This window comes from Bradyrhizobium sp. CCBAU 45394, assembly GCF_028128655.1.
GTDB classification, from domain to species: Bacteria; Pseudomonadota; Alphaproteobacteria; order Rhizobiales; family Xanthobacteraceae; genus Bradyrhizobium; species Bradyrhizobium diazoefficiens.
Genome location: NZ_LBIX01000176.1, coordinates 657000 through 678583, shown reverse-complemented (window position 1 = coordinate 678583; position 21584 = coordinate 657000). Strand labels below are relative to the sequence as shown.

19 protein-coding genes are annotated in these 21584 nt (G+C 64.9%); 17 read left to right on the top strand and 2 right to left on the bottom strand.

Annotated features, from left to right (window positions below; all coding sequences use genetic code 11):
- Positions 1-120: 120 nt before the first annotated feature.
- Positions 121-2448, top strand: coding sequence for an ATP-binding protein (locus WN73_RS40665; RefSeq protein ID WP_271557906.1), 2328 nt, complete (start codon positions 121-123; stop codon positions 2446-2448).
- A gap of 4 nt (positions 2449-2452) precedes the next feature.
- Here WN73_RS40665 and erpA read toward each other — a convergent pair whose 3' ends face one another.
- Positions 2453-2782, bottom strand: coding sequence for an iron-sulfur cluster insertion protein ErpA (erpA, locus tag WN73_RS40660; RefSeq protein WP_011087527.1), 330 nt, complete (start codon positions 2780-2782; stop codon positions 2453-2455).
- 124 nt (positions 2783-2906) lie between these two features.
- Here erpA and WN73_RS40655 point away from each other — a divergent pair, with 124 nt between their 5' ends.
- From WN73_RS40655 to surE, 12 genes are all read left to right on the top strand, one after another.
- Positions 2907-4115 carry a deoxyguanosinetriphosphate triphosphohydrolase gene (locus WN73_RS40655; RefSeq protein ID WP_028171837.1) on the top strand — a complete coding sequence of 403 codons (1209 nt, stop codon included), beginning with the start codon at positions 2907-2909 and terminating at the stop codon, positions 4113-4115.
- A 9-nt stretch (positions 4116-4124) separates the two neighbouring features.
- Complete coding sequence (argS, locus tag WN73_RS40650) at positions 4125-5915, top strand: arginine--tRNA ligase (RefSeq protein WP_028171838.1); 1791 nt, start codon at positions 4125-4127, stop codon at positions 5913-5915.
- A 140-nt stretch (positions 5916-6055) separates the two neighbouring features.
- Positions 6056-7627: an SPOR domain-containing protein gene (locus WN73_RS40645; RefSeq protein ID WP_028171839.1), complete on the top strand. Its 1572-nt coding sequence runs from the start codon at positions 6056-6058 to the stop codon at positions 7625-7627.
- Between the two features lie 46 nt (positions 7628-7673).
- Positions 7674-8702 (top strand): beta-N-acetylhexosaminidase, encoded by a 1029-nt coding sequence (nagZ, locus tag WN73_RS40640; protein ID WP_028171840.1) that lies wholly within the window; start codon positions 7674-7676, stop codon positions 8700-8702.
- Positions 8699-9538, top strand: coding sequence for a segregation and condensation protein A (locus WN73_RS40635; protein WP_011087521.1), 840 nt, complete (start codon positions 8699-8701; stop codon positions 9536-9538). The genes nagZ and WN73_RS40635 overlap by 4 nt, the downstream gene beginning before the upstream one ends.
- A 21-nt stretch (positions 9539-9559) precedes the next feature.
- Entirely contained in the window at positions 9560-10312 is a 753-nt protein-coding gene (scpB, locus tag WN73_RS40630) for an SMC-Scp complex subunit ScpB (RefSeq protein WP_028171841.1), read from the top strand.
- A gap of 166 nt (positions 10313-10478) precedes the next feature.
- On the top strand, positions 10479-10712 hold the full coding sequence (locus WN73_RS40625; protein WP_011087519.1) for a twin-arginine translocase TatA/TatE family subunit: 234 nt from the start codon (positions 10479-10481) through the stop codon (positions 10710-10712).
- Positions 10713-10801: 89 nt separating this feature from the next.
- On the top strand, positions 10802-11329 hold the full coding sequence (tatB, locus tag WN73_RS40620) for a Sec-independent protein translocase protein TatB (RefSeq protein ID WP_011087518.1): 528 nt from the start codon (positions 10802-10804) through the stop codon (positions 11327-11329).
- Positions 11326-12138, top strand: a complete 813-nt coding sequence (gene tatC / locus WN73_RS40615) for a twin-arginine translocase subunit TatC (protein WP_027546595.1) — start codon at positions 11326-11328, stop codon at positions 12136-12138. The genes tatB and tatC overlap by 4 nt, the downstream gene beginning before the upstream one ends.
- Positions 12139-12348: 210 nt before the next feature.
- Positions 12349-13680, top strand: a complete 1332-nt coding sequence (gene serS, locus WN73_RS40610; RefSeq protein WP_271557902.1) for a serine--tRNA ligase — start codon at positions 12349-12351, stop codon at positions 13678-13680.
- A 94-nt stretch (positions 13681-13774) separates the two neighbouring features.
- Positions 13775-14137, top strand: coding sequence for a hypothetical protein (locus tag WN73_RS40605; RefSeq protein ID WP_011087515.1), 363 nt, complete (start codon positions 13775-13777; stop codon positions 14135-14137).
- A gap of 188 nt (positions 14138-14325) precedes the next feature.
- Positions 14326-15093 (top strand): 5'/3'-nucleotidase SurE, encoded by a 768-nt coding sequence (gene surE, locus WN73_RS40600; protein WP_028171844.1) that lies wholly within the window; start codon positions 14326-14328, stop codon positions 15091-15093.
- A 3-nt stretch (positions 15094-15096) separates the two neighbouring features.
- Here the strand turns inward: surE and WN73_RS40595 are convergent, their stop codons facing one another.
- On the bottom strand, positions 15097-15468 hold the full coding sequence (locus WN73_RS40595; protein ID WP_011087513.1) for a response regulator: 372 nt from the start codon (positions 15466-15468) through the stop codon (positions 15097-15099).
- A gap of 241 nt (positions 15469-15709) precedes the next feature.
- On the opposite strand from WN73_RS40595, the gene WN73_RS40590 reads away from it, so the two are divergent.
- The 4 genes from WN73_RS40590 to WN73_RS40575 all read left to right on the top strand — a co-directional run bounded on the left by WN73_RS40590 (position 15710) and on the right by WN73_RS40575 (position 21262).
- Positions 15710-16360 carry a protein-L-isoaspartate(D-aspartate) O-methyltransferase gene (locus WN73_RS40590; protein ID WP_011087512.1) on the top strand — a complete coding sequence of 217 codons (651 nt, stop codon included), beginning with the start codon at positions 15710-15712 and terminating at the stop codon, positions 16358-16360.
- Positions 16361-16469: 109 nt separating this feature from the next.
- The gene (locus WN73_RS40585) at positions 16470-17867 is read left to right on the top strand and encodes a LysM peptidoglycan-binding domain-containing M23 family metallopeptidase (RefSeq protein ID WP_271557901.1); all 1398 of its coding nucleotides are present in this window, start codon (positions 16470-16472) and stop codon (positions 17865-17867) included.
- A 622-nt stretch (positions 17868-18489) separates the two neighbouring features.
- Entirely contained in the window at positions 18490-19482 is a 993-nt protein-coding gene (locus WN73_RS40580) for a formylglycine-generating enzyme family protein (protein ID WP_271557900.1), read from the top strand.
- 109 nt (positions 19483-19591) lie between these two features.
- On the top strand, positions 19592-21262 hold the full coding sequence (locus WN73_RS40575; RefSeq protein WP_271557942.1) for an arylsulfatase: 1671 nt from the start codon (positions 19592-19594) through the stop codon (positions 21260-21262).
- Positions 21263-21584 lie beyond the last annotated feature (322 nt).

The following is a 21584-nucleotide window of genomic DNA, read 5'->3' as shown; positions in this document are numbered from 1 at the left end:
GGCAGGGGCACCCGTTAGAACAAAATGCAAACGCCCCCGTCAAGGACGCCGCAAAATCTCCCACAAAATTAACCCGGCTTAAGCGGACCGCAGGCCATTGATACGGAAAAGGTTCCACGGATGGGATGGCGGGTCGAAACTTCACAACAGGCTGAACCGCGCGACGGACTGGTCGGCGCGTTCCTGTATTGGCTCGGCGGCTTCGAGATCGAGGACGGCCTGACCGCCGATCTCAGCGAGCGTGAGTTCGGCCGAATCCGCGCCAAGCAGATCGACGCGGTGACGCAGCTGATCCCGGTGACGATGGCCGTCACCATGCTCAACGTCGCCATTGTGCTGATCCTGTTCTGGGGCAGGGGCTGGAACGGCTTCCTCGCGATCTGGGGCCTGACGCTGGCCGCCACCGCCTCGCTCGCGGTACGTTCGTGGCGGCGGTCGCATCGGAACCCGCCGCAGGAGGCTTCGCCCCGCGCCGCACGGCACATGCTGCGGCAGGCCTTCTTCCTCGCCGCGATCTGGGGCACGCTGCCACTCGCGGTGTTCAGCCACATCGAGCCGACCAGTCAGCTGATCCTGGCCTGCCTGATGGTCGGCGTGATGTCCGGCGGCGCCTTCACGCTCTCGACCTTCCCGCGCGCCGGCCTCGTCTATCTCGCCACCATGACGGTCGGCTGCGCCGGCGCGCTGCTTTTGTGCGGCGCCGGGCCGTATCTGGTGACCGCGGGGTTCCTGCTGCTGTTCGCGTTCTTCATGGCGCGCAACATCGTCTCGCAAGGCAACCTGTTCCTCGGCAATCTCAAGGCCCAGCTCGAGCTCGAGCGTCAGACCGAGATCATCTCGCTGCTGCTGAAGGATTTCCAGGAGAACGCCAGCGACTGGCTGTGGCAGACCGACGCCGAGGGACACCTGGTTGACGTGCCCGAGCGCTTCGCCGATGTGGCGCAGCTGCCGCTTCCGCTGCTGAAGGGCTCGCATTTCGCTGACGTGCTCGACATGCTCTGCCCCGAGGACAAGAGCGCGGCCTACAACATCGTCGGCCTGATGGAACATGCCGAGCCGCTGCACGAAATGAACCTCAAGGTCGTTGCCGGCGGCGAGGCGCGGCTGTGGTCGCTGACGGCGAAGCCGGCCTACGACCGCGACGGCCAGTTCCTCGGCTATCGCGGCTTCGGCCGCGACGTGACCGAGCGCTGGCGCGCGGAAAAGGCCGAGGCCGAGAGCCGCGCCAAGTCCGACTTCCTCGCCGTGATGAGCCATGAGATCCGTACGCCCATGAACGGCGTGCTCGGGCTCGCCAGCATGCTGCTCGAGACCAAGCTCGATCCGGAGCAGCGCGAGGCCGTCGCCACGATCCGCGAGTCCGGCGACAACCTGCAGCGCATCCTCAACGACATCCTCGATCTGTCCAAGCTGGAGGCCGGCCGCTTCGCATTCGAGGCGATCGACTTCGCACCGCAGGCGCTGGTCGAGACGGTCGCGACCGTCGTGCGCGCGAGCGCAAAGAGCAAGGGGCTCACGGTCAAGGTCGAGCTCGATCCGAACCTGCCGCCGACGCTGCGCGGCGACGTCGCGCGCATCCGGCAGGTGCTGTTCAACCTCGCGTCCAACGCGGTGAAGTTCACCGACGACGGCGAGGTGACGATCTCGGCCACCTGCCAGACGCGGCGCGACCTTCTGGCGACCGTCGAATGGACCGTCAAGGACAGCGGCATCGGCATCGCGCCCGAAAAACTCGGCCTGCTCTTCAGCGATTTCGCCCAGGCCGACGCCTCGATCAGCCGCCGCTTCGGCGGCACCGGGCTTGGCCTTGCGATCTCCCGGCGCATCATCGAGCAGATGGGCGGCACGATCGGCGTCACCTCGACGCCGGGCGAGGGCTCAACCTTCCGCTTCACGCTGGTGCTGCCCTGGAGCCAGGCGCCGGCATCCGACCAGGCGGCCGGCCGCGACGAGGCCGACGAGCTCAAGGCGCATATCGCCGAGCTCGACCGGCCACTGAAGGTACTGGTCGCCGAGGACGATGCCGTCAACCGCCTGGTCGTGAGCAAGATGCTCGGTGCCTTCGATGTCGAGCTGCGCGTCGTCACCGACGGCGTCGAGGCCGTCGCGGCGGCCTCGGAGGGGGACTACGATGTCGTTCTGATGGACGTGCGCATGCCCGACATGGACGGCCTTGCCGCAACCCGGGCGATCCGCGCGCAAGGCGGCCGCTTCGAGGCCCTGCCGATCATCGCGCTCACCGCCAACGCCTTCCCCGAAGACGTCAAGATCTGCCGCGAGGCGGGCATGTCGGACTTTTTGGCAAAGCCGCTGCGCAAGCCCGCGCTGGTCGCGGCGTTGCTGCGGGCGCTGAACCACGTGGCATCGGACGACGCGCCGCTTCAGCCGGAGCTGATGCCGGTCGAGGTCGAGTGGACAGAGGAAGAAAGGCAGATCACCGGCGCGTAAGCGCTCAGATCGAGAAGCTGGTCCCGCAGCCGCAGGACGCCGTCGCGTTGGGATTGTTGACGCGGAACGAGGCGCCGATCAGGTCGTCCACGAAATCGACCTGCGATCCCGCCAGGAAAGGCTGGGAGGCGGAATCGACCAGCACCACCGCATTGTCCTGCTCGATCACGAGATCGTCGTCGGTGCGGTCGCGGTCGATGTCGAACTTGTACTGAAAGCCGGAACAGCCGCCGCCCTCGACCGAGATGCGCAGCATCGCGCCTGACCCTTCGCCCTTGAGGATCTCCCCAATCCGGCGTGCGGCCCGGTCACTGATGGTCACGGCAGTCGTCATCTCAGGTCTCCGATCGTCGGTGGCGTCATACCAAGGTTACTCGCCCAATTCATTTGGTATCCCGCGTCCGGCATAGTTAAGTGCCACCATACGCAGAATCAAATGGATAGGGACTAAATTCGCCGTGTCCGTCGGAATGGCAGCCCCCCACGCGCCCTATGCCTGCGACCCCGATCGCAGCCGCGGCCGGCTGGTCGCCGAGCCCCCGAGCCGGACCCGCAGCCCGTTCCGCCGGGATTGCGACCGGGTGATCCACTCCACAGCGTTCCGCCGCCTGAAGTACAAGACCCAGGTCTTCGTGTTCCACGAGGGCGACCACTACCGCACCCGGCTGACCCATTCGCTGGAGGTGGCGCAGATCGCTCGCGCCCTGGCCCGGCAGCTCGGGCTCGACGAGGACCTCACCGAAACCCTGGCGCTCGCACACGATCTCGGCCATCCGCCGTTCGGGCACGCCGGGGAGCGGGCGCTGGATGCGTGCCTGAAGGAATTTGGCGGCTTCGACCATAATGCCCAGGCCTTGCGCGTCGTCGCGGCGCTGGAGCACCGCTACCCCGAATTCGACGGGCTGAACCTGACCTGGGAATCGCTGGAGGGCATCGTCAAGCACAACGGCCCGCTGACCGATCGCAGCGGTGCGCCGGTCGGACACTATCGCGAGCATGGCATTCCCGTCGGCATCGCCGACTACATCAAGGTCTACGATCTCGAATTGTGGAGCTTCGCCTCGCTGGAGGCGCAGGTCGCCGCGATCGCCGACGACATCGCCTATGACGCCCACGACATCGACGACGGCCTGCGTGCCGGCCTGTTCGACCTCGACGATCTCAAGGCGATGCCGCTCACAGCTGCGATCATCGCCGAAACCTCAGCGCATTATCCCGATCTCGAAGATGTCAGGCGCGGCGCCGAGCTGGTGCGCGAGCTGATCTCGCATCTGATCGGTGCGGTGTTTGCGGAGGCGCAGAAGAACCTTGCCGCCACCAAGCCGCAATCGGCCCAGGACGTGCGCCAACAGAGCCGGGCGCTGATCGCGTTCCCCGCTGACGTCGCCGAGGAGGAGGCCGCCATCAAGCGCTTCCTCTACCAGCACATGTACCGTCACAAGCGGGTGATGCGGGTGATGGGGGAGGCCGAACAGATCCTGTTCGACCTGTTCGCGAAATACCTGAAATCGCCGGCCGAGCTGCCGCCGGAATGGCTCACGGGGGCGGAGGCGGACAATGAGGGCGACCGGGCCCGGCGGATCGGCAATTTCATTGCCGGAATGACCGACCGTTTCGCCCTGACCGAGCACCAGCGGCTCTTTGACTCGACCCCGGATTTGCGTTAGGCGGCGGCCATGCCCGACACATCCTCATCCCTGCACCTGTTCGCTGACGTGCTCGCACGCGTGCACGCCGCCTGCCGCGCGCTCGCGGCGGATGCCAGCTGGCCCGAGGGCATCGATTTCTCGCGCGTGGTGGTCGAGCCGCCGCGCGATGTCTCCCATGGCGACATGGCGACCAACGCCGCGATGGTGCTTGCGAAAGAGGCAAAGGCGAAGCCCCGCGATCTCGCCGAGCAGATCGCCGAGCGGCTGCGTGCCGACGCGCTGATCGCCAAGGTCGATGTCGCCGGTCCCGGCTTCATCAATCTGACGCTGAAGCCGGCTGCCTGGGCGGAAGCGCTGCGCACCGTGCTGCGCGAGGGCGCCGATTACGGCCGCGTCCGCGGCGGCTCGAAGGTCAACGTCGAATACGTCTCGGCCAATCCGACCGGACCGATGCATGTCGGTCATTGCCGCGGCGCCGTGTTCGGCGACGCGCTGGCAAGCCTGCTCCAGTTCGGCGGCCACGACGTCACGCGCGAATATTACATCAACGATGCCGGCGCGCAGGTCGACGTGCTCGCGCGCTCCGCTTTCCTCAGGTATCGCGAGGCGCTGGGCGAGGATATCGGCGCGATTCCGGAGGGCCTCTATCCCGGTGACTATTTGAAGCCGGTTGGGCAGGCGCTGGCGAAGGAGCATGGCGACAAGCTGCGGACGATGAGCAAAGCCGAATGGCTGCCGACCGTGCGCGCCAAGGCGATCGCGATGATGATTGACGAGATCAAGGACGATCTCGCCGCCCTCAACATCCGCCACGACGTGTTCTTCTCGGAGCGCTCGCTGATCGAGAGCGGCAACAACAAGGTTGCCGAGACCATCGATTTCCTGAAGGCCAAGGGCGACATCTACGAGGGGCGCCTGCCGCCGCCGAAGGGCGCGCCGGTCGAGGATTGGGAAGACCGCGAGCAGCTGCTGTTCAAGGCGACCGCCTATGGCGACGACGTCGATCGTCCGCTGATCAAGTCGGACAATTCCTATACCTACTTCGCCTCCGACATCGCCTACCACAAGAACAAGTTCGACCGTGGTTTTGCGGAGATGATCGACGTCTGGGGCGCCGACCATGGTGGCTACATCAAGCGCATGCAGGCGGCAGTGAAGGCGACGACCTCCGGCAAGGGCGCGCTCGACGTCAAGATCGTCCAGCTCGTGAAGCTGCTGCGCAACGGCGAGCCGGTGAAAATGTCGAAGCGGAGCGGGGACTTCGTCACCTTGCGTGAGGTGGTGGATGAAGTCGGCCAGGACGCCGTCCGCTTCATGATGTTGTATCGCAAGAACGACGCGGTGCTCGACTTCGACCTCGCCAAGGTCATGGAACAGTCGCGCGACAACCCGGTGTTCTACGTCCAGTACGGCCACGCCCGCGGTCACTCGATCTTCCGCAACGCGCGGGCCGAGGTGTTCCCGGACCTGCCGGATGATACCGCCAAGCGCATCGCCTGGCTCAGTGAGTCGGCGGTGGAGCGGCTGTCGGACCCGGTGGAGCTCGACCTTCTCAAGCGTCTCGCAATTTATCCGCGGATGCTGGAAGCCGCCGCCGCGGCCCATGAGCCGCACCGGATTGCCTTTTATCTCTATGACTTAGCGAGCGAATTTCACGCACTTTGGACGAAGGGGCGCGATTTGCCCTATTTACGCTTCATTATCAATAATGATGCAGATCTTACAAAGGCGCGACTGGCCATGGTCCAGGGCGTCGTCTCGGTCCTGGCATCGGGCCTCGCCATCCTCGGCGTCCATGCCCCGGACGAGATGCGGTAGTTTGGGGCGAACTACTTAAGGGGAATTAGGGGGTAACCGGCAGAAGCCGGACCGCTTAGACTTGGTTGAAAGCCTTGTGGGTCGAAGGCCGTGCCTTGGTCGAGGGGCGCGCGGCTTTCCCGAAGGGACGCATCATCACGATGGCCGAACGATATCAGGACAGACCGTTTCCTTCCGATGACTATGGTCGCGGCGGCGATCAGCATGGGAAGGCGGAAAATGATCCCTTGGCCGAGCTCGCCCGTCTGATCGGACAGACCGATCCATTTGCAGCGCAGGGGCGGCCCACCGCGCGCCCGCCGGCCGCACCGGCGCCCGCCCAGAGCTATCAGGAAGACGACTATCGTCAGGACGATGACCAGCAGGACTATGCCGCGCAGGCGCCGTCGGCTCCGCCCGGGCCGCCCTCATGGATGCGGCGCGCCAACGTGCAGCCGCAGCCGGCACCCGCGCCGGAGCCTGACTACCCCGTCTCCGTGAACCCGGTTCATCCGTTGCATCGCTATTCAGCCCAGCCGACCGCGGCCGAGCCTGATTTCCATCAGCCGCAGGCCTATCAGGATCACGCTTATCAAGATCAGCCTCATCAGGCTCCGGCTTATCAGCAGGATCAAGCCTATCAGCAGGAGCAGGCCTACCAGGAGCCGTACGCGCAGCCCGATCCGTCGCGCTATGACGATGCGCTCTACGGCAAGCTGGAGGCGGGTGAGCAGGACTATCAGCGCGATCCGGCCTATCCGGACGATCCCTACGCATTCCAGAGCGACTATCCCGAGGCCGATCTCGACGAGCCGAAGAAGCAGCGCGGCGGGATGATGACGGTCGCGGCGATCCTGGCGCTTGCCGTGGTCGGCACTGGCGCGGCCTTCGCCTACAAGACCTATGTCGGCTCGCCCCGCAGCGGCGAGCCGCCGATCATCAAGGCCGACAACACGCCCACCAAGATCGTGCCCGCGCCGACGGATTCCTCGGCCAAGGTGCCCGATCGCATGGTCAGCGGCGATGGCACCGAGAAGATCGTGCCGCGCGAGGAAGCGCCTGTTGACGTCAACGCCAAGGCGGGCGGTCCCCGCGTGGTGTTCCCGCCGCTGAACCCGAATGCGAACCCGCCGCCGGTGGCGAGCGTGTCGCCGTCCACGATCCCGCCGCCGAGCGCGGGTCCGATTCCGAGCAACGGTACGCTGCCGAACAATTCGCCGCGCACGATCCGGACCGTGGCCGTGAGGGGCGATCAGACCGATAGCGCCACGCCGCAATCGGCCGCTGCTGCCAAGTCGGCTACTCCGCCGAAGCCGGTCGCTGCGCCGCCCGCGCCGCGCACGCCGCCGACCTCGGCCAATGCCAGCGCCAACCAGCCGCTCTCGCTGGCACCGCAATCGACGCCCGCAGCCGAGCCGCCGCAGCGGATGGCTGCGACCAATCCGACGCAGATCGCGCCCGCCAGCAGTGGCGGCGGTGGCTACATTGTGCAGGTCTCCTCGCAGCAGAGCGAGGACAGCGCCGCCGCGTCGTACCGGGTGCTTCAGAGCAAGTACGGCAGCGTGCTCGGATCGCGCTCGCCGGTGATCAAGCGGGTCGATCTCACCGACAAGGGCAAGGGCATCGTCTATCGCGCCTTCGCCGGTCCCTATGGCTCGGCCGAGGAGGCGACGCAGGCCTGCAACAGCCTGAAGTCCGCAGGCCTGTCCGCCTGCTTCGTCCAGAGGAATTAACGGCCGTTTCCTTGACCCCCTCGCGGGGCAGGGTTAATCGGCCCTTATGAGCACGCGGGCCTTCATTACCGGCGTATCCGGAACGGAACTGACCGCCGCCGAGCGGGAGTTTATCCGTGCGGAGCGCCCATGGGGCTTCATCCTCTTCAAGCGCAATATCGCCACGCCGGCTCAAGTTGCTGCATTGGTTGCAGAATTGCGCGCGGTTGCGAACGCGCCCGACGCCCCCGTCCTGATCGATCAGGAGGGTGGACGGGTGCAGCGGCTGGGTCCGCCGCACTGGCCCGTCTATCCGCCGGGCGCCGTATTCGCGAATCTGTACGACAGTGATTCGGCGCTTGGGCTCACCGCGGCACGCCTCAGCGCGCGGCTGATCGCGGCCGACCTCGCCGATCTCGGCATTACCGTGGATTGCTTGCCGCTGGCTGACGTGCCGGTTCAGGGCGCGGATGCCGTCATCGGGAACCGGGCCTACGGCACCGAACCTCGCAAGGTCGCTGCGATCGCGCGCGCGGTGACCAAGGGCCTGGAGCAGGGTGGCGTGCTGCCAGTCCTCAAGCACATTCCCGGCCACGGCCGCGCCACCGCCGATACCCATTTCAAGCTGCCGACCGTCGACACGCCCAGGGACGAGCTGGAGCGGACCGACTTCGCGGCGTTCAAGCCGCTGGCGGACCTGCCGATGGCCATGACTGCACATGTTGTGTTTAGCGCGGTCGACCCCGCCCATCCGGCGACGACATCTGCGACAATGATTGCTCAGGTGATTCGCGGCGCAATCGGGTTCCAGGGTTTGTTAATGAGTGATGACGTGTCGATGAACGCGCTGGAGGGAAGCATCGCCGATCGGACCCGCGCCATCTTCGCGGCCGGCTGCGACATGGCTCTGCATTGCAACGGCAACATCGAGGAGATGCGTGAGGTCGCCGGCCAGACGCCTGAACTGTCCGGCAAGGCGCTGGAGCGGGCGACAGCCGCGCTCGCGGCGCGCAAGGCGCCGCAGCCATTCGACCGGGCGGCCGCACGCGCCGAACTGGACGCATTGATCGTACGGGCAAACACGGCATCCGCATGACCGCAGAAATCCTATCGTTTGAAACCGGGCGGCCTGCAGAGCTCGCCGAGGGTGAGCCGGCGTTGGTGGTGGACGTCGAGGGCTATGAAGGCCCGCTCGACCTCCTGCTCGCGTTGGCGCGGCAGCAGAAGGTCGATCTCGCCAAGATCTCGATCCTGGCGCTGGCCGACCAGTATCTCCACTTCATCGAAGCCGCGCGAAAGATCCGGCTCGAGCTCGCCGCCGACTACCTCGTGATGGCCGCGTGGCTCGCCTTCCTGAAGTCGCGCCTGCTGCTGCCGGAGCCGCCGAGCGCGGAAGGGCCGAGCGCCGAGGAGATGGCGACCGCGCTTGCCAACCGCCTGCGCCGGCTGGAAGCCATTCGCGAAGCGGCCAACCGGCTGATGAACCGGCCGCAATTGCAGCGCGATATCTTCCCGCGCGGCGAGCCCGAACAGATCGCCGAGATCAAGCATCCGAAATACACCGCGACGCTGTACGACCTGCTCACCGCCTATGCCTCGCAGCGCCAGTCGCGCGTGTTGGCGAGCGTGCATCTGGCCAAGCGTACGGTGTGGTCGCTCGCCGAGGCGCGCGCCACGCTGGAGCGGCTGGTCGGCAGCATCAGCGAACAGGATGACTGGGGCGTGCTCGACGACTTCCTGATCCGGCACGTCGCCGATCCGACGCAGCGTGCCACGGTGTTCGCCTCGAGCTTCGCCGCCGCGCTGGAGCTGGTGCGCGAAGGTCAGCTCGAGCTGAACCAGAAAGAGGCGTTTGCGCCGATCTATTTCCGGAAGGGGCGTCCCAAACCGGTCCCTGACGCAGCTCCCGCGCCCGATGCGCCGGTCGCTTAAGTGCAAGAAGGAGAATCTGCCATGGCAAGCCTGGCTGAAGTGCGGGTAGACGAGGCCGAGCCGATGGAGAACGAATCCCAGGCACGTCCTGAAGAATTGCGGCTGCTGGAAGCGCTGCTGTTTGCGTCGAGTGAACCGCTGGATACCGCGACACTGGCCAAGCGCATGCCTGACGGCGTGGACGTCAAGGCCGCGCTCGAGCAGCTGCAGGCCGATTATGCCTCGCGTGGCGTGAACCTTGTGCGCGTCGCCAACAAATGGACCTTCCGCACCGCCGGCGATCTCGCCTGGCTGATGACGCGGGAGAGCACCGAGACCCGCCGCCTGTCGCGCGCGGCGATCGAGGTGCTGGCGATCATCGCCTATCACCAGCCTGTGACGCGCGCCGAGATCGAGGAGATCCGCGGTGTCGTCACCTCGAAGGGCACGCTCGACGTGCTGCTGGAGACCGGCTGGATCAAGCCGCGCGGCCGGCGCAAGACGCCGGGCCGTCCCTTGACCTTCGGAACCACCGAGGACTTCCTGTCGCAGTTCACCCTGGAACAGCTGGGCGATCTGCCGGGCCTGGAAGAGCTGAAGGGCACGGGCCTGCTGGATTCGCGCCTGCCGACCGGATTCAGCGTGCCGACGCCGTCCGATGACCCGCAATTGCGCGAAGACGAGGATCCGCTGGAACCGGGCGAGGACCTCGATCTCGCGCTGGCACCTGCGGTTGAGCCCGAGAGCCCGCCGGAAGGTGGCAATGAGGGCGGCGAGGGCGGCAGCGAGGACTAACCTCCCGGCCAATTACGGGCCCCCTGCGACCGGTTAACACTAGCAAGATTACGTAGCGCCAACAGCGAATTGGCGCCGGCTGGTCCTTGTTTTTGAGGCCTGCGGAGCCTACGTTCCGGTGAAGATCGGCCGGGTCCCCGGCCATGCGCGTTTGGAGGGTTGCAGGATGGGTTCACTCAGCATTTGGCACTGGATCTTGGTGATCGCAGTGGTCCTGCTGCTGTTCGGCCGCGGGAAGATTTCGGATCTGATGGGCGACGTGGCGCAGGGCATCAAGGCGTTCAAGAAGGGCATGCAGGACGACGACAAGCCCGCTGACAAGCCTGAGCCGGCCAAGTCCATCGAGCACAATGCCGCGCCGACCGCGGCACGCTCCGACGTCGGCAGCAAGGCCGTCTGAGCCAGAGAGCACGCGAGACGCGGGTAGCGGCCCCGATCCTGCGCGCGAGGGATTGGGCCGGCTTGCTGCTGGCGTGAACGGAAGACCTCATGTTCGACATCGGGTGGAGTGAACTGGTCCTGATCGGGGTCGTGGCCTTGATCGCCATCGGCCCGAAAGAGCTGCCGGGCGTTCTGCGCATGGTCGGGCAGTGGATGGGCAAGGCCCGCAAGATGGCCGCCGAATTCCAGGGCCAATTCCAGGAGGCGATGCGCGAGGCCGAGATGGCCGACCTCAAGAAGAGCTTCGACGAGGTCAAGGAAGCCGCCTCCGGCTTTGCCGGAAACAATCTGATGACCTCGCTCCAGAAGGACGTCAGCGACGCGCTTCGCGTCGATGCGCTCGACAAGCCAGCCGAGACGTCCTCAACAACTGCCATCGAAGCGCCGGCGACCTCAAGTGAGGCGCTGACGACTCCAACAACCCCGGAAGCCCCAACGCCGGAAACCTTCGTGGAAGCGGAAGCCCATGCCGCGGTGAACGAGCCGCTCGCCATCACCCGTGAGGTCGAGCAGGCGCCGGTCGTTGCGCAAGACACCGCGCCATCCGAAGCGATCAAGGACGCCAAAGCGTCATGAGCGACGCCGATATCGAGGCCAGCAAAGCCCCGCTGATGGACCATTTGATCGAGCTGCGCTCGCGGCTGATCAAGGCGCTGCTCGGCTTTGGCGTGGCCTTCATCTTCTGCTTCTTCTTCGCCAAGCAGATCTACAACGTGCTGGTCTGGCCCTTCGTGTGGGTCGCAGGACCCGAGAACTCGAAATTCATCTACACGGCGCTGCTGGAATATTTCATCACGCAGCTCAAGCTCGCGCTGTTCGGCGCCGGCTTCATCTCGTTCCCGATCGTGGCAACGCAGATCTACAAGTTCGTCGCGCCCGGGCTCTACAAGCACGAGAAGCAGGCCTTCTTGCCCTATCTGGTCGCGACCCCGTTCTTCTTCGTGCTGGGGGCGGCGCTGGTTTATTTCGTCGTGCTGCCGATGCTGGTCCGCTTCTCGCTTGGCATGCAGCAGGCCGGCAGCGACGAGACCGCCCAGATCCAGCTGCTGCCCAAGGTCGGCGAATATCTGTCGCTGATGATGTCGCTGATCTTCGCCTTCGGCATCGCCTTCCAGCTTCCGGTGATCCTGACGCTGCTCGGTCGCATCGGCATCGTCACCTCGAAGATGCTGCGCGAGAAGCGCCGCTATTTCATCGTGATCGCCTTCGTGATCGCGGCCGTGCTGACCCCGCCGGACGTGCTGAGCCAGTGCTCGCTCGCGATCCCCTTGCTGGCGCTCTACGAGGGCTCGATCATCGCGGTGGCGATGGTGGAGAAGAAGGCGGCGGCCGCGCAGGCCGCGACCGGAACCGACGTGTCGACGCCGGCCAATCCGGCAGAGTAGGGACGCGGTGTCATTCCCCGCCTTGTGCGCAATTGCGCACTGGAGCGGGGAATCCAGTACGCCGCGGCCTGTCGAGGAATCACGGTCGGCTCTGGAATACTGGATCGCCCGCTTTCGCGGGCGATGACAGCTGTGCTAGGGGGAAGCGCGCCAATGCAAACTTGCAACGTTTGCCGTTGTAGGTTTACGCGCTGATCCAGGACCACGGCCATGCACGACATCAAATCGATCCGCGACAATCCGCAAGCCTTCGACGCCGGTCTCGCCCGGCGTGGCCTGAAGCCGTTGTCGGCCGCGCTGCTCGCGATCGACGAGAGGCGGCGCGCAGCGATCCTGGCCTCCGAGCAGGCGCAGGCACGGCGCAATGCGGCCTCCAAGGAAATCGGCGACGCCAAGAAGGCCAAGGACGAGGCGCGCGCGGCCACGCTGATGGCCGAAGTCGCCGAGCTCAAGACCACGATGCCGCAGCTCGAGGCGGCCGCGAAGGCTGCCGACGAAGAATTGACGAAAGAGCTGTCCGCGATCCCGAACATTCCGTTCGATGAAGTGCCTGACGGTGTCGACGAGCACGGCAACGTGCAGCACCATGTGTTCGGCAACAAGCGCAACTACGGCTTCGCGCCGAAGCTGCATGACGATCTCGGCAACGCGCTCGGCTACATGGATTTCGAGGCGGCGGCAAAACTCTCCGGCGCGCGCTTCGTCGTGCTGAAGAAGGGACTGGCGCGCCTCGAGCGCGCGATCGGCCAGTTCATGCTCGACCTGCACACGACCGAGCACGGCTACACCGAGATCAACCCGCCGCTGCTGGTGCGCAACGAGGTGATGTTCGGCACCGGACAGCTGCCGAAGTTCGAGGACGACCAGTTCTGGGCGATCAAGGGCGAACTGCTCGCCTCACCCGACCATGAGCGGCTCAAGACAGAGCGCCTCGGTCTCATTCCGACCGCGGAAGTCTCGCTGACCAACCTCGCGCGTGAATCCATCCTCGACGAGAAGCAATTGCCGATGCGGCTCACCGCGCTGACGCCGTGTTTCCGTGCCGAGGCGGGCGCTGCCGGGCGCGACACCCGCGGCATGATCCGCCAGCATCAATTCACCAAGGTCGAGCTGGTCTCGATCACGACGCCGGAAACGAGCAAGGACGAGCTGGAGCGGATGCTGTCCTGCGCCGAGCAGGTGTTGCAGAAGCTCGACCTGCATTATCGCGTGATGACGCTCTGCGCAGGAGACATGGGCTTTTCGTCGCAAAAAACCTATGACATCGAGGTCTGGATGCCCGGGCAGGGCGACGGCGGCATGTTCCGCGAGATCTCGAGCTGCTCGGTCTGCGGCGACTTCCAGGCGCGCCGCATGGACGCGCGCTCGCGCGGGCCGGACGGCAAGCCGCGCTTCGTGCATACGCTGAACGGCTCCGGCACTGCGGTCGGCCGCGCGCTGATCGCCGTGATGGAGACTTATCAGCAGGAGGACGGCTCGATTGCGGTCCCCAGCGTGCTCCAGCCGTACATGGGTGGATTGAAGGTGATCTCGCGCGACTGAGGCGTATTGCTCGCTGAAACGCAGAAACGTTTGGTTGCGAAGATCAGGCGGGCGGTTATCCTGACGGCCACCCGTCAATGCGAACCCACCGTTCATGGCCTTGCACCGCGACATCTTCTGGGTTGGCAGACAATGGGCGGTGACGGGTTGCGGCATCCAGGCCGTCGATCAGCGCCTGCGCGGTGTGCTCGACATCGAGATCGCGCGGCTCTGGGACGAGGATCTCGTGCAGAGCCGGCGAGCCAAGCCCGGCGTCAATGCTGCGGATTTCGACAAGGCGCTGACAGTGGCACGCGAGCGTTTTCCGCAGACGCCGGCGCCGGATCCGATCGTTGCAGAGCTGGAGGCGCTCGGCGTGATTGAGACTCCGGTTGTCAGTCCGGTCGTACCGGCGATGAAGTTGTATGCCGAAGGCAGGCTCGCACGTTTCCTGCCGCAATGGCGCATCCGCCGCTAGCCTTGTACGGGCACCGGGCTCGAACAGGTGGGCGGCATCCGGAAGCAAGCGTCGGGAACCGAAGCCGGCCGCGTGCTGCGCTGCGGCAATAAGCGGGATCACAGATGAGATCTGCGCGGTGGCCGGTTTGCCTGATCGGTCCCAGCCGGATAAGACGGCTCAGACCCCTTCAGGAATCGACCTTTCGCATGCGCATTCTCTGTACCAATGACGACGGCATTCACGCTCCCGGCCTCAAGGTCGTGGAGGAGATCGCGCGGGCATTGTCCGACGACGTCTGGGTGGTGGCGCCCGAGCTCGACCAGTCCGGCGTGTCGCATTCGCTGTCGCTGAACGATCCCTTGCGCCTGCGCGAGGTCGGGCCGCGGCACTTCGCCGTGCGCGGCACCCCGACCGACTGCGTCATCATGGGCGCGCGCCATATCCTGGGCACCAAGCCGCCCGATCTCGTGCTGTCGGGCGTCAACAAGGGCCGCAACGTCGCCGAGGACGTGGTCTATTCCGGCACCATCGCCGGCGCGCTGGAGGGCACCATCCTGGGGCTGCCGTCGTTCGCGCTGTCGCAGGAGTTCAGCGTCGAGACCCGCGAGCGGCCGCCGTGGGACACCGCGCGCACGTTCGGCCCCGACATCCTGCGCAAGGTGATGGCCGCCGGCATCCCGAAGGAGACCGTCATCAACGTCAACTTCCCGTCCTGCGCGCCTGAGGATGTGCTCGGCATTCGCGTCACCCGCCAGGGCAAGCGCAATCTCGGCTTCCTCAGGATCGACGAGCGCAGGGACGGCCGCAACAATCCCTATTTCTGGATCGGATTCGAGCGCGCGGCGATGATGGATACGCCCGCCGAGGGCACTGATCTGGCGGCGCTGCGCGAGCGCTATGTCTCGGTCACGCCGCTCAGGCTCGACCGCACCAACGAAGCGTTTTCCGAAGCACTGGGTGCGGCCCTGAAGTAGCGGCTAGTCGCCGCGAAGGGCGGCCTCGATGGTCCTGCCGAGCGCATCGAGCTGGAACGGCTTCTGGAGCGCGGGCCGGTCGCGATACTGCTCGGGCAGGCCGGAGGAGCCGTAGCCGGTGGCGAAGATGAACGGGCAGCCCTTCGCCTTGATCAGGTCGGCGACCGGGGAGATCACCTTGCCGTTGACGTTGACGTCGAGGATAGCGATGTCGAACTGGGTGGCTTCGGCGAGCCGCATTGCTTCGGGGATATCGCCGGCTTCAGCTGCGACCTTGTAGCCGAGCTCTTCCAGCATGTCCGCGACCATCATCCTGATCATCACCTCGTCTTCGACGAGAAATACAGAGCGGCCGGAAAGCCCTGTCGCGGTCATTGTCGGTGAGTCCTTGCCCAATCAAGAAAACGTTCGCAGATAACGCGAATCGACGCAATGCGCGTTTCGGCCAACGGACACCTGAAAATGGCCTTCGTAGCCAGTCCGCTGCAAGCCAATTTGTGGTCAAATGCCTCGGCGAAAGGCTATCATGAGTTCCTGAGCCGGAACAGGATTCTTGCCCCAGCCCTTGAGCTCCGCAAGCGATGATCCGGACCCTGACGAGACAACACTGGCAGCAATGACCTCCCATCAGCACCCGCCGGAAAAGATGATGTTTCAGCTCACGCTGAGGCGTCGGGGCATCAGCGATCAGGCGGTGCTGCGAACCATGGAGGAGGTGCCGCGCGAGCTGTTCGTCGACGAGGCCGATCGCGACGTGGCCTATCGCGATAGCGCGCTGCCGATCGCGTGCGGGCAGACCATCAGCCAGCCCTTCGTCGTCGCCTACATGACCGAGCAGCTCCAGCTCCAGAAGCAGCACCGCGTGCTCGAGATCGGCACGGGCTCCGGCTATCAGGCCGCCGTGCTGTCGCGGCTCGCAGGCCAGGTGCTGACGGTCGAGCGCTACCGCAAACTCGCGGACGCAGCACGCGCCAGGCTTGAGAAGCTCGACTATCACAATGTCGAGGTGATGCTGGGCGACGGTCTCAACCTGCCTGCCAATATCGGCCCGTTCGACCGCATCATCGTCACCGCCGCCATGGAGCAGATTCCGGAGAACCTGGTCGATCGGCTCGAGGTGGGCGGCATCCTGATCGCGCCCGTCGGCCCGCATCAGGGGGTGCAGACGCTGATCCGTCTGACCCGCAGCGCGACCGGGATCGACCGCAAGGAACTCGTCGAGGTCCGTTTCGTGCCGGCACTGCCCGGCGTGGCGCGGGAGCTGTAGATTTCCGGATTGGCTGTGCGGCCAACATCTTATTGGGAGGGTTAAGCCGTTATTTACTCGGCGCGTGTTTACTTAAAAGACCAGTTCTGTTGCGTACGAGTGAGTAACCATGTCTGTCGTCGCCGAGTTGCTTTACTCGCGCCGCGTACCGCAGGTCGCGGTGCTGGCGCTGATCTCCTTCAGCTTCGCTGGGTGCAGCGCCGACATGTCGTCGCGGCTGTCCCAGTCGAACTTCTCCAATCCTTTTGCCTCCGATCAGACCGGTTCGGTGCAGCAGGCACCGCCGCCGCAGCGTGAGTTGCCGCAATATTCGCGGCCGCAGACGCAGCCCGGTTATTACCAGTCGCAGCCCTTGCCGCCGCCGGCGGTGTCCGCGCCGCAATCCTATCCGGTTGCGGCAGGCGGCGGGATGTCTGGTGGCGGGCGGGGCGTCGGCTCCTACGCGCCTCCGGCGCAGCCGCATCTGGAGACCACGGCCACCGTGCCGTCGCGCTCGGTCGCGGCCGCCCAGCCGGCCGGCGGGACCAAGATCATCGTCGGCACCAGCGACACGCTCGACGTGCTGGCCAAGCGTTATCACGTCACGCCGCAGGCGATCCTCGCCGCCAATGGCTACAAGGGGCCGCGTGCGCTCTCGCCCGGCCAGCAGCTGATCATCCCGCATCCGGGCGCGACCGCGGCTGCACCCGCGCCGGCGATGGCTCCCGTCGCCGCGGCTCCGGCGATGGCGCCGGCGGCGAAGCCGGTTGCGGCCCTCGCCGCGCCGCCGAGCATGCACTTCGTCAACCGCGGCGACACGCTCGCCAGCATCGCCCGCAAGAATCACATCTCGGCGGCTGAACTGGCCCGCGCCAACGGCCTCGATCCGTCGGCGAAGCTCAAGCTCGGCGCCAAGCTGACCGTTCCCGGCGCGAAGACCGCCGCCGTCGCTGCACCTGTTGCTGCGCCAGTCGGGGCAGCCCCGGTCGCCGGTACACTCCAGCCGGTTGCGGCCGCTCCGGCGCCTGCCACCAAGATGGCCGCTGTCGCCGCGCCGGTGCAGAGCGCGCGCCTGGCCCAGGCCACCGCCAATGTCGAAGAGAAGGCTGTCGAGGCACCTGCGAAAGCTGCGGAGACCACCAGCGCGCTGCCGACTTTCCGCTGGCCGGTGCGCGGCAAGGTGGTCACGACCTACGGCGCCAAGACCAACGGCAAGTCCAACGACGGCATCAATCTCGCTGTGCCCGAGGGTACGCCGGTCAAGGCGGCTGAAGACGGCGTCGTCGCCTATTCCGGCAACGAGCTGAAAGGTTACGGCAATCTGGTCCTGGTTCGGCACTCCAACGGCTACGTCACCGCATATGCCCATGCGAGTGAGCTGTTGGTGAAGCGCGGCGATACCATCAAGCGCGGTCAGGTCATTGCCAAGTCGGGTCAATCCGGAGAGGTGGCGTCGCCGCAGCTCCACTTCGAGATCCGCAAGGGATCGAGTCCGGTTGACCCGCTTCAATTCCTGAACGGGGCGTGAGGCGTAGGGCCTGAGGAGTAGGGCAGGCCATCGCCACAAGGAAACTGCCATCGCCCGCGAAAGCGGGCGATCCAGTATTGCATAGACAGCAGTCGCTAGGCCGAGACGCTGCCGTGAACTGTGGCGTAGATCAGCACGCAGCAAAATTCGGATTAATAAAAGTTTGGCGAATGCCGGAAGCAGATCGCGTTCATGCGATTTCGCTCCGGCGGAATGTTTGTGCTTGCTCCTTCTTTTCCGGCAAGCTCTCTGAATCCCGAACCATTCAAAATCGCTGAGTTCGTCGCGTACGATTCGAGGGTCCGGTGTCGGAGCCTGGAACGCGTTGGTCGCGAGACCGCTAAAGAGAATGAGATCAGGTTCGGCCTGAGGCTTTTGTGACCGGACGATCAAATTATCGAAGAACAACCCCATACAAAGTAGCCGATGGCTGCCGGTGCGATGTCCTAATGTTCTGAATCTGCTTCGGTTTTGATGGCGCAGCGGACATGGCAGGGCTTGCTGGCGATCCAGCGCTGTCGTGAATGACCCGACCGGGCTCCTTTGATCTAGATCAACCTGGAAGTCTGGCGTTCCGTGTCCGTAGCAGCGCAGGCCAACGACACACGGGGCGGAGACCGGCATGAAGCTGGCTGATACGAAATCGTCGCCTGATTCCGGACAATCGTACCAGCAACCAGCAGGTGAGGGGATGCTGTACGTGCCGGGCGGCACGTTTCGCATGGGTTCGGATCGGCACTATCCGGAGGAAGCGCCGGTTCACCGCGTCACCGTGGATGCGTTCTGGATGGATTGCCATCCAGTGACGAACCGGCAATTCAAGGCGTTCGCCAAGGCTACCGGCCACGTCACCGTTGCCGAGATCACGCCCGATCCAAAGGACTATCCCGGAATGCTCCCGCATATGATCTACGCGGGCTCGCTGGTGTTCTCTCCGCCCGCGCACCCGGTCAGTCTCCGGGACTTCAGCCAGTGGTGGACCTTCGCCAAGGGCGCGGACTGGCGACATCCCTACGGGCCGGGCAGCGACATCCGTGGGCTGGACGATCATCCCGTGGTGCATGTGGCCTTCAGCGATGCGCTCGCCTACGCAAAATGGGCCGACAAGGATTTGCCGACCGAAGCGGAATGGGAATTTGCGGCGCGCGGCGGGCTGGATGGCGCCGAGTTCGCGTGGGGAGATGTTTTTGCGCCGGACGGCCGACACATGGCCAACACCTGGCAGGGCGAATTTCCGCGCCAAAACACCAGGGACGATGGATACGAACGGACTTCGCCGGTCACCGCATTCCCGCCGAACGGACACGGGCTGCACGATATGATCGGCAACGTCTGGGAATGGACGTCAGACTGGTATTCGCCTCGGCATGTGGCCGACGCAGCAAAAGCCTGTTGCATTCCAGAGAACCCGCGCGGCGGCCGCGAGGCCGATAGCTACGACCCAAGAACGACCAACGTGAAGATTCCACGGAAGGTCATCAAAGGCGGCTCGCATTTGTGCGCGCCGAATTACTGCCGACGCTACCGGCCGGCTGCGCGGCATGCGGAGCCGATCGATACTTCCACGAGTCATCTCGGCTTTCGGTGCGTCAGGCGAGGAGCCTCTGACGCATAATAAACAGGAGAGCGTAACCATGTTGAGTACTATATTGCCCGACAAGTCACGCAAGACACCTGGTTGGCACAAGCGGTCCTGCGCATCGCTGCTTGGCGCGACGATGTTGATGTCGCTGTCCGGGGCAGCCAGCACGCCGGCGACCGCACAGCCGGCACAGAAACCCAATATCCTCTTCATCATGGGCGACGACATCGGCTGGATGCAGCCGAGCATCTACCACCGCGGCCTGATGGTCGGGGAAACGCCCAACATCGATCGCATCGGCAACGAAGGCGCGATCTTCATGCACTATTACGCCGAGCAGAGCTGCACGGCCGGCCGCAATGCCTTTCTCACCGGCATGAATCCGCTGCGCACCGGGATGATTCCTCCGCAACTGCCCGGCAGCCCGTCCTATCTGCGGCCCGGCACTCCATCGCTCGCCAAGTTCCTGCTCGATCTCGGCTACAACACCGGCGAGTTCGGCAAGAACCATCTCGGCGACCACACCGACGCGCTGCCGACCGCGCACGGCTTCCAGGAGTTCTGGGGTTATCTGTATCATCTCGATGCGATGCAGGGCGTGAGCTTCCCGGACATCAACAAGACCCCGACCCAGCAGACGGTTGTTCCGCCATGCAAGAATACGCCGATCCCCGGTATCCCGGAGGTACCGGGCGCGGTCGATCCGCAGACGACGGTTTGCCTGACGCCTCCGCGCAACGTGCTGGCGTGCAAGTCGGACGGTACATCCAGGACTCAGCAGTGTGTCGACCAGGGCCCGCTGACGCTCGAGCGATCGAAGGGTGTCGACGAGGAAATCTCGGCCAAGGTCATCGACTTCATCGATCGCAACGACCCGAAGACGACGGGCAAGCCTTTCTTCGTCTGGTACAACCCTGCGCGCATGCACGTCACGACCGTGCTGAACGACAAGTACATGGCAATGGTCGGCGAGCCGGGCGGCAAGGACTGGGGCGTCAACGAAGCCGGCATGAAGCAGATGGATGACAACATCGGCTATGTGCTGAAGAAGCTCCAGGACATGGGCCAGCTCGACAATACGATCGTGGTGTTCACCACCGACAACGGCGCCGAAACCTTCACCTTCCCCGACGGCGGCGTCACCCCGTTCAAGGGCTCGAAGATGAACACCTGGGAAGGCGGCATGCGCGCTCCGTGTGTCATTCGCTGGCCGGGCGTCATCAAGCCTGGAACGGTCAAGAACGACATCTTCGCGTCGCTCGACTGGCTGCCCACGCTTGTCGACATCGCCGGCGGAGCCAAGGGCGATGCGCTGAACAAGCGGATAATGGCCGGTGCCTATCCGGGCATCGTCAAGACCAAGCTCGATGGCGTCGATCAGACCGAGTACCTCTCGGGACGTTCGGAGAAGTCGGCGCGCGATACCTTCTTCTACTATTCCAGCAGCCACCCGTCGGCAGTGCGCTACAAGAATTGGAAGATGTATTTCGCGATCGCGCCCGAAACCGCGACGGGCTTCCTCTCGCCGGGAGTCCAGACCCAGTTCGCAGCCGGCATGGTTAACCTCAAGCGCGATCCATTCGAGACGTCGTGGGGCGATGAGAAAAAGGCGAGTTTCTGGTTCAGCGGCGCGCTCGCCGGGCCGGTCACGGCTTACATATACGACTGGAACCTGCTGCCCATCGGGCAGGTGCTGTGGCTGAAGGAGCTGGAATCTTACAAGGAGTTCCCACCCCTTCAGGATCCCGCGAGCTACAACCTGGATCAGGTCATGGAACAGCTCAAGAAGGGTCAGGGGCACCCGAGCCAGTAGCTCGGATGCTTGATGCGGGCGCCCGACATAGGGCGCCCGCCAACGGAATCGCGAGCAAAGTGATCAAGGAGGCCGCGCCGGACCGGTCGGCACCTCCACAAGCCACGTCCGCTTCCGATGCATCAAGCGAACAGAGCCAATTGCATAACAACAGGAGGAGCACGTCATGAGTAACAAGCGTCCCCCAGAAGAATCCCACGACGTTCCGCCGTAATCGGACGGCGGAATGAAACGCCGCGATCTGCTGCTGAGCGGAAGTTCGCTTGTGGCCGCTTCAATGTTGGCCAGTAGGGACCGCACGATCGAAACGGATCGACAATGA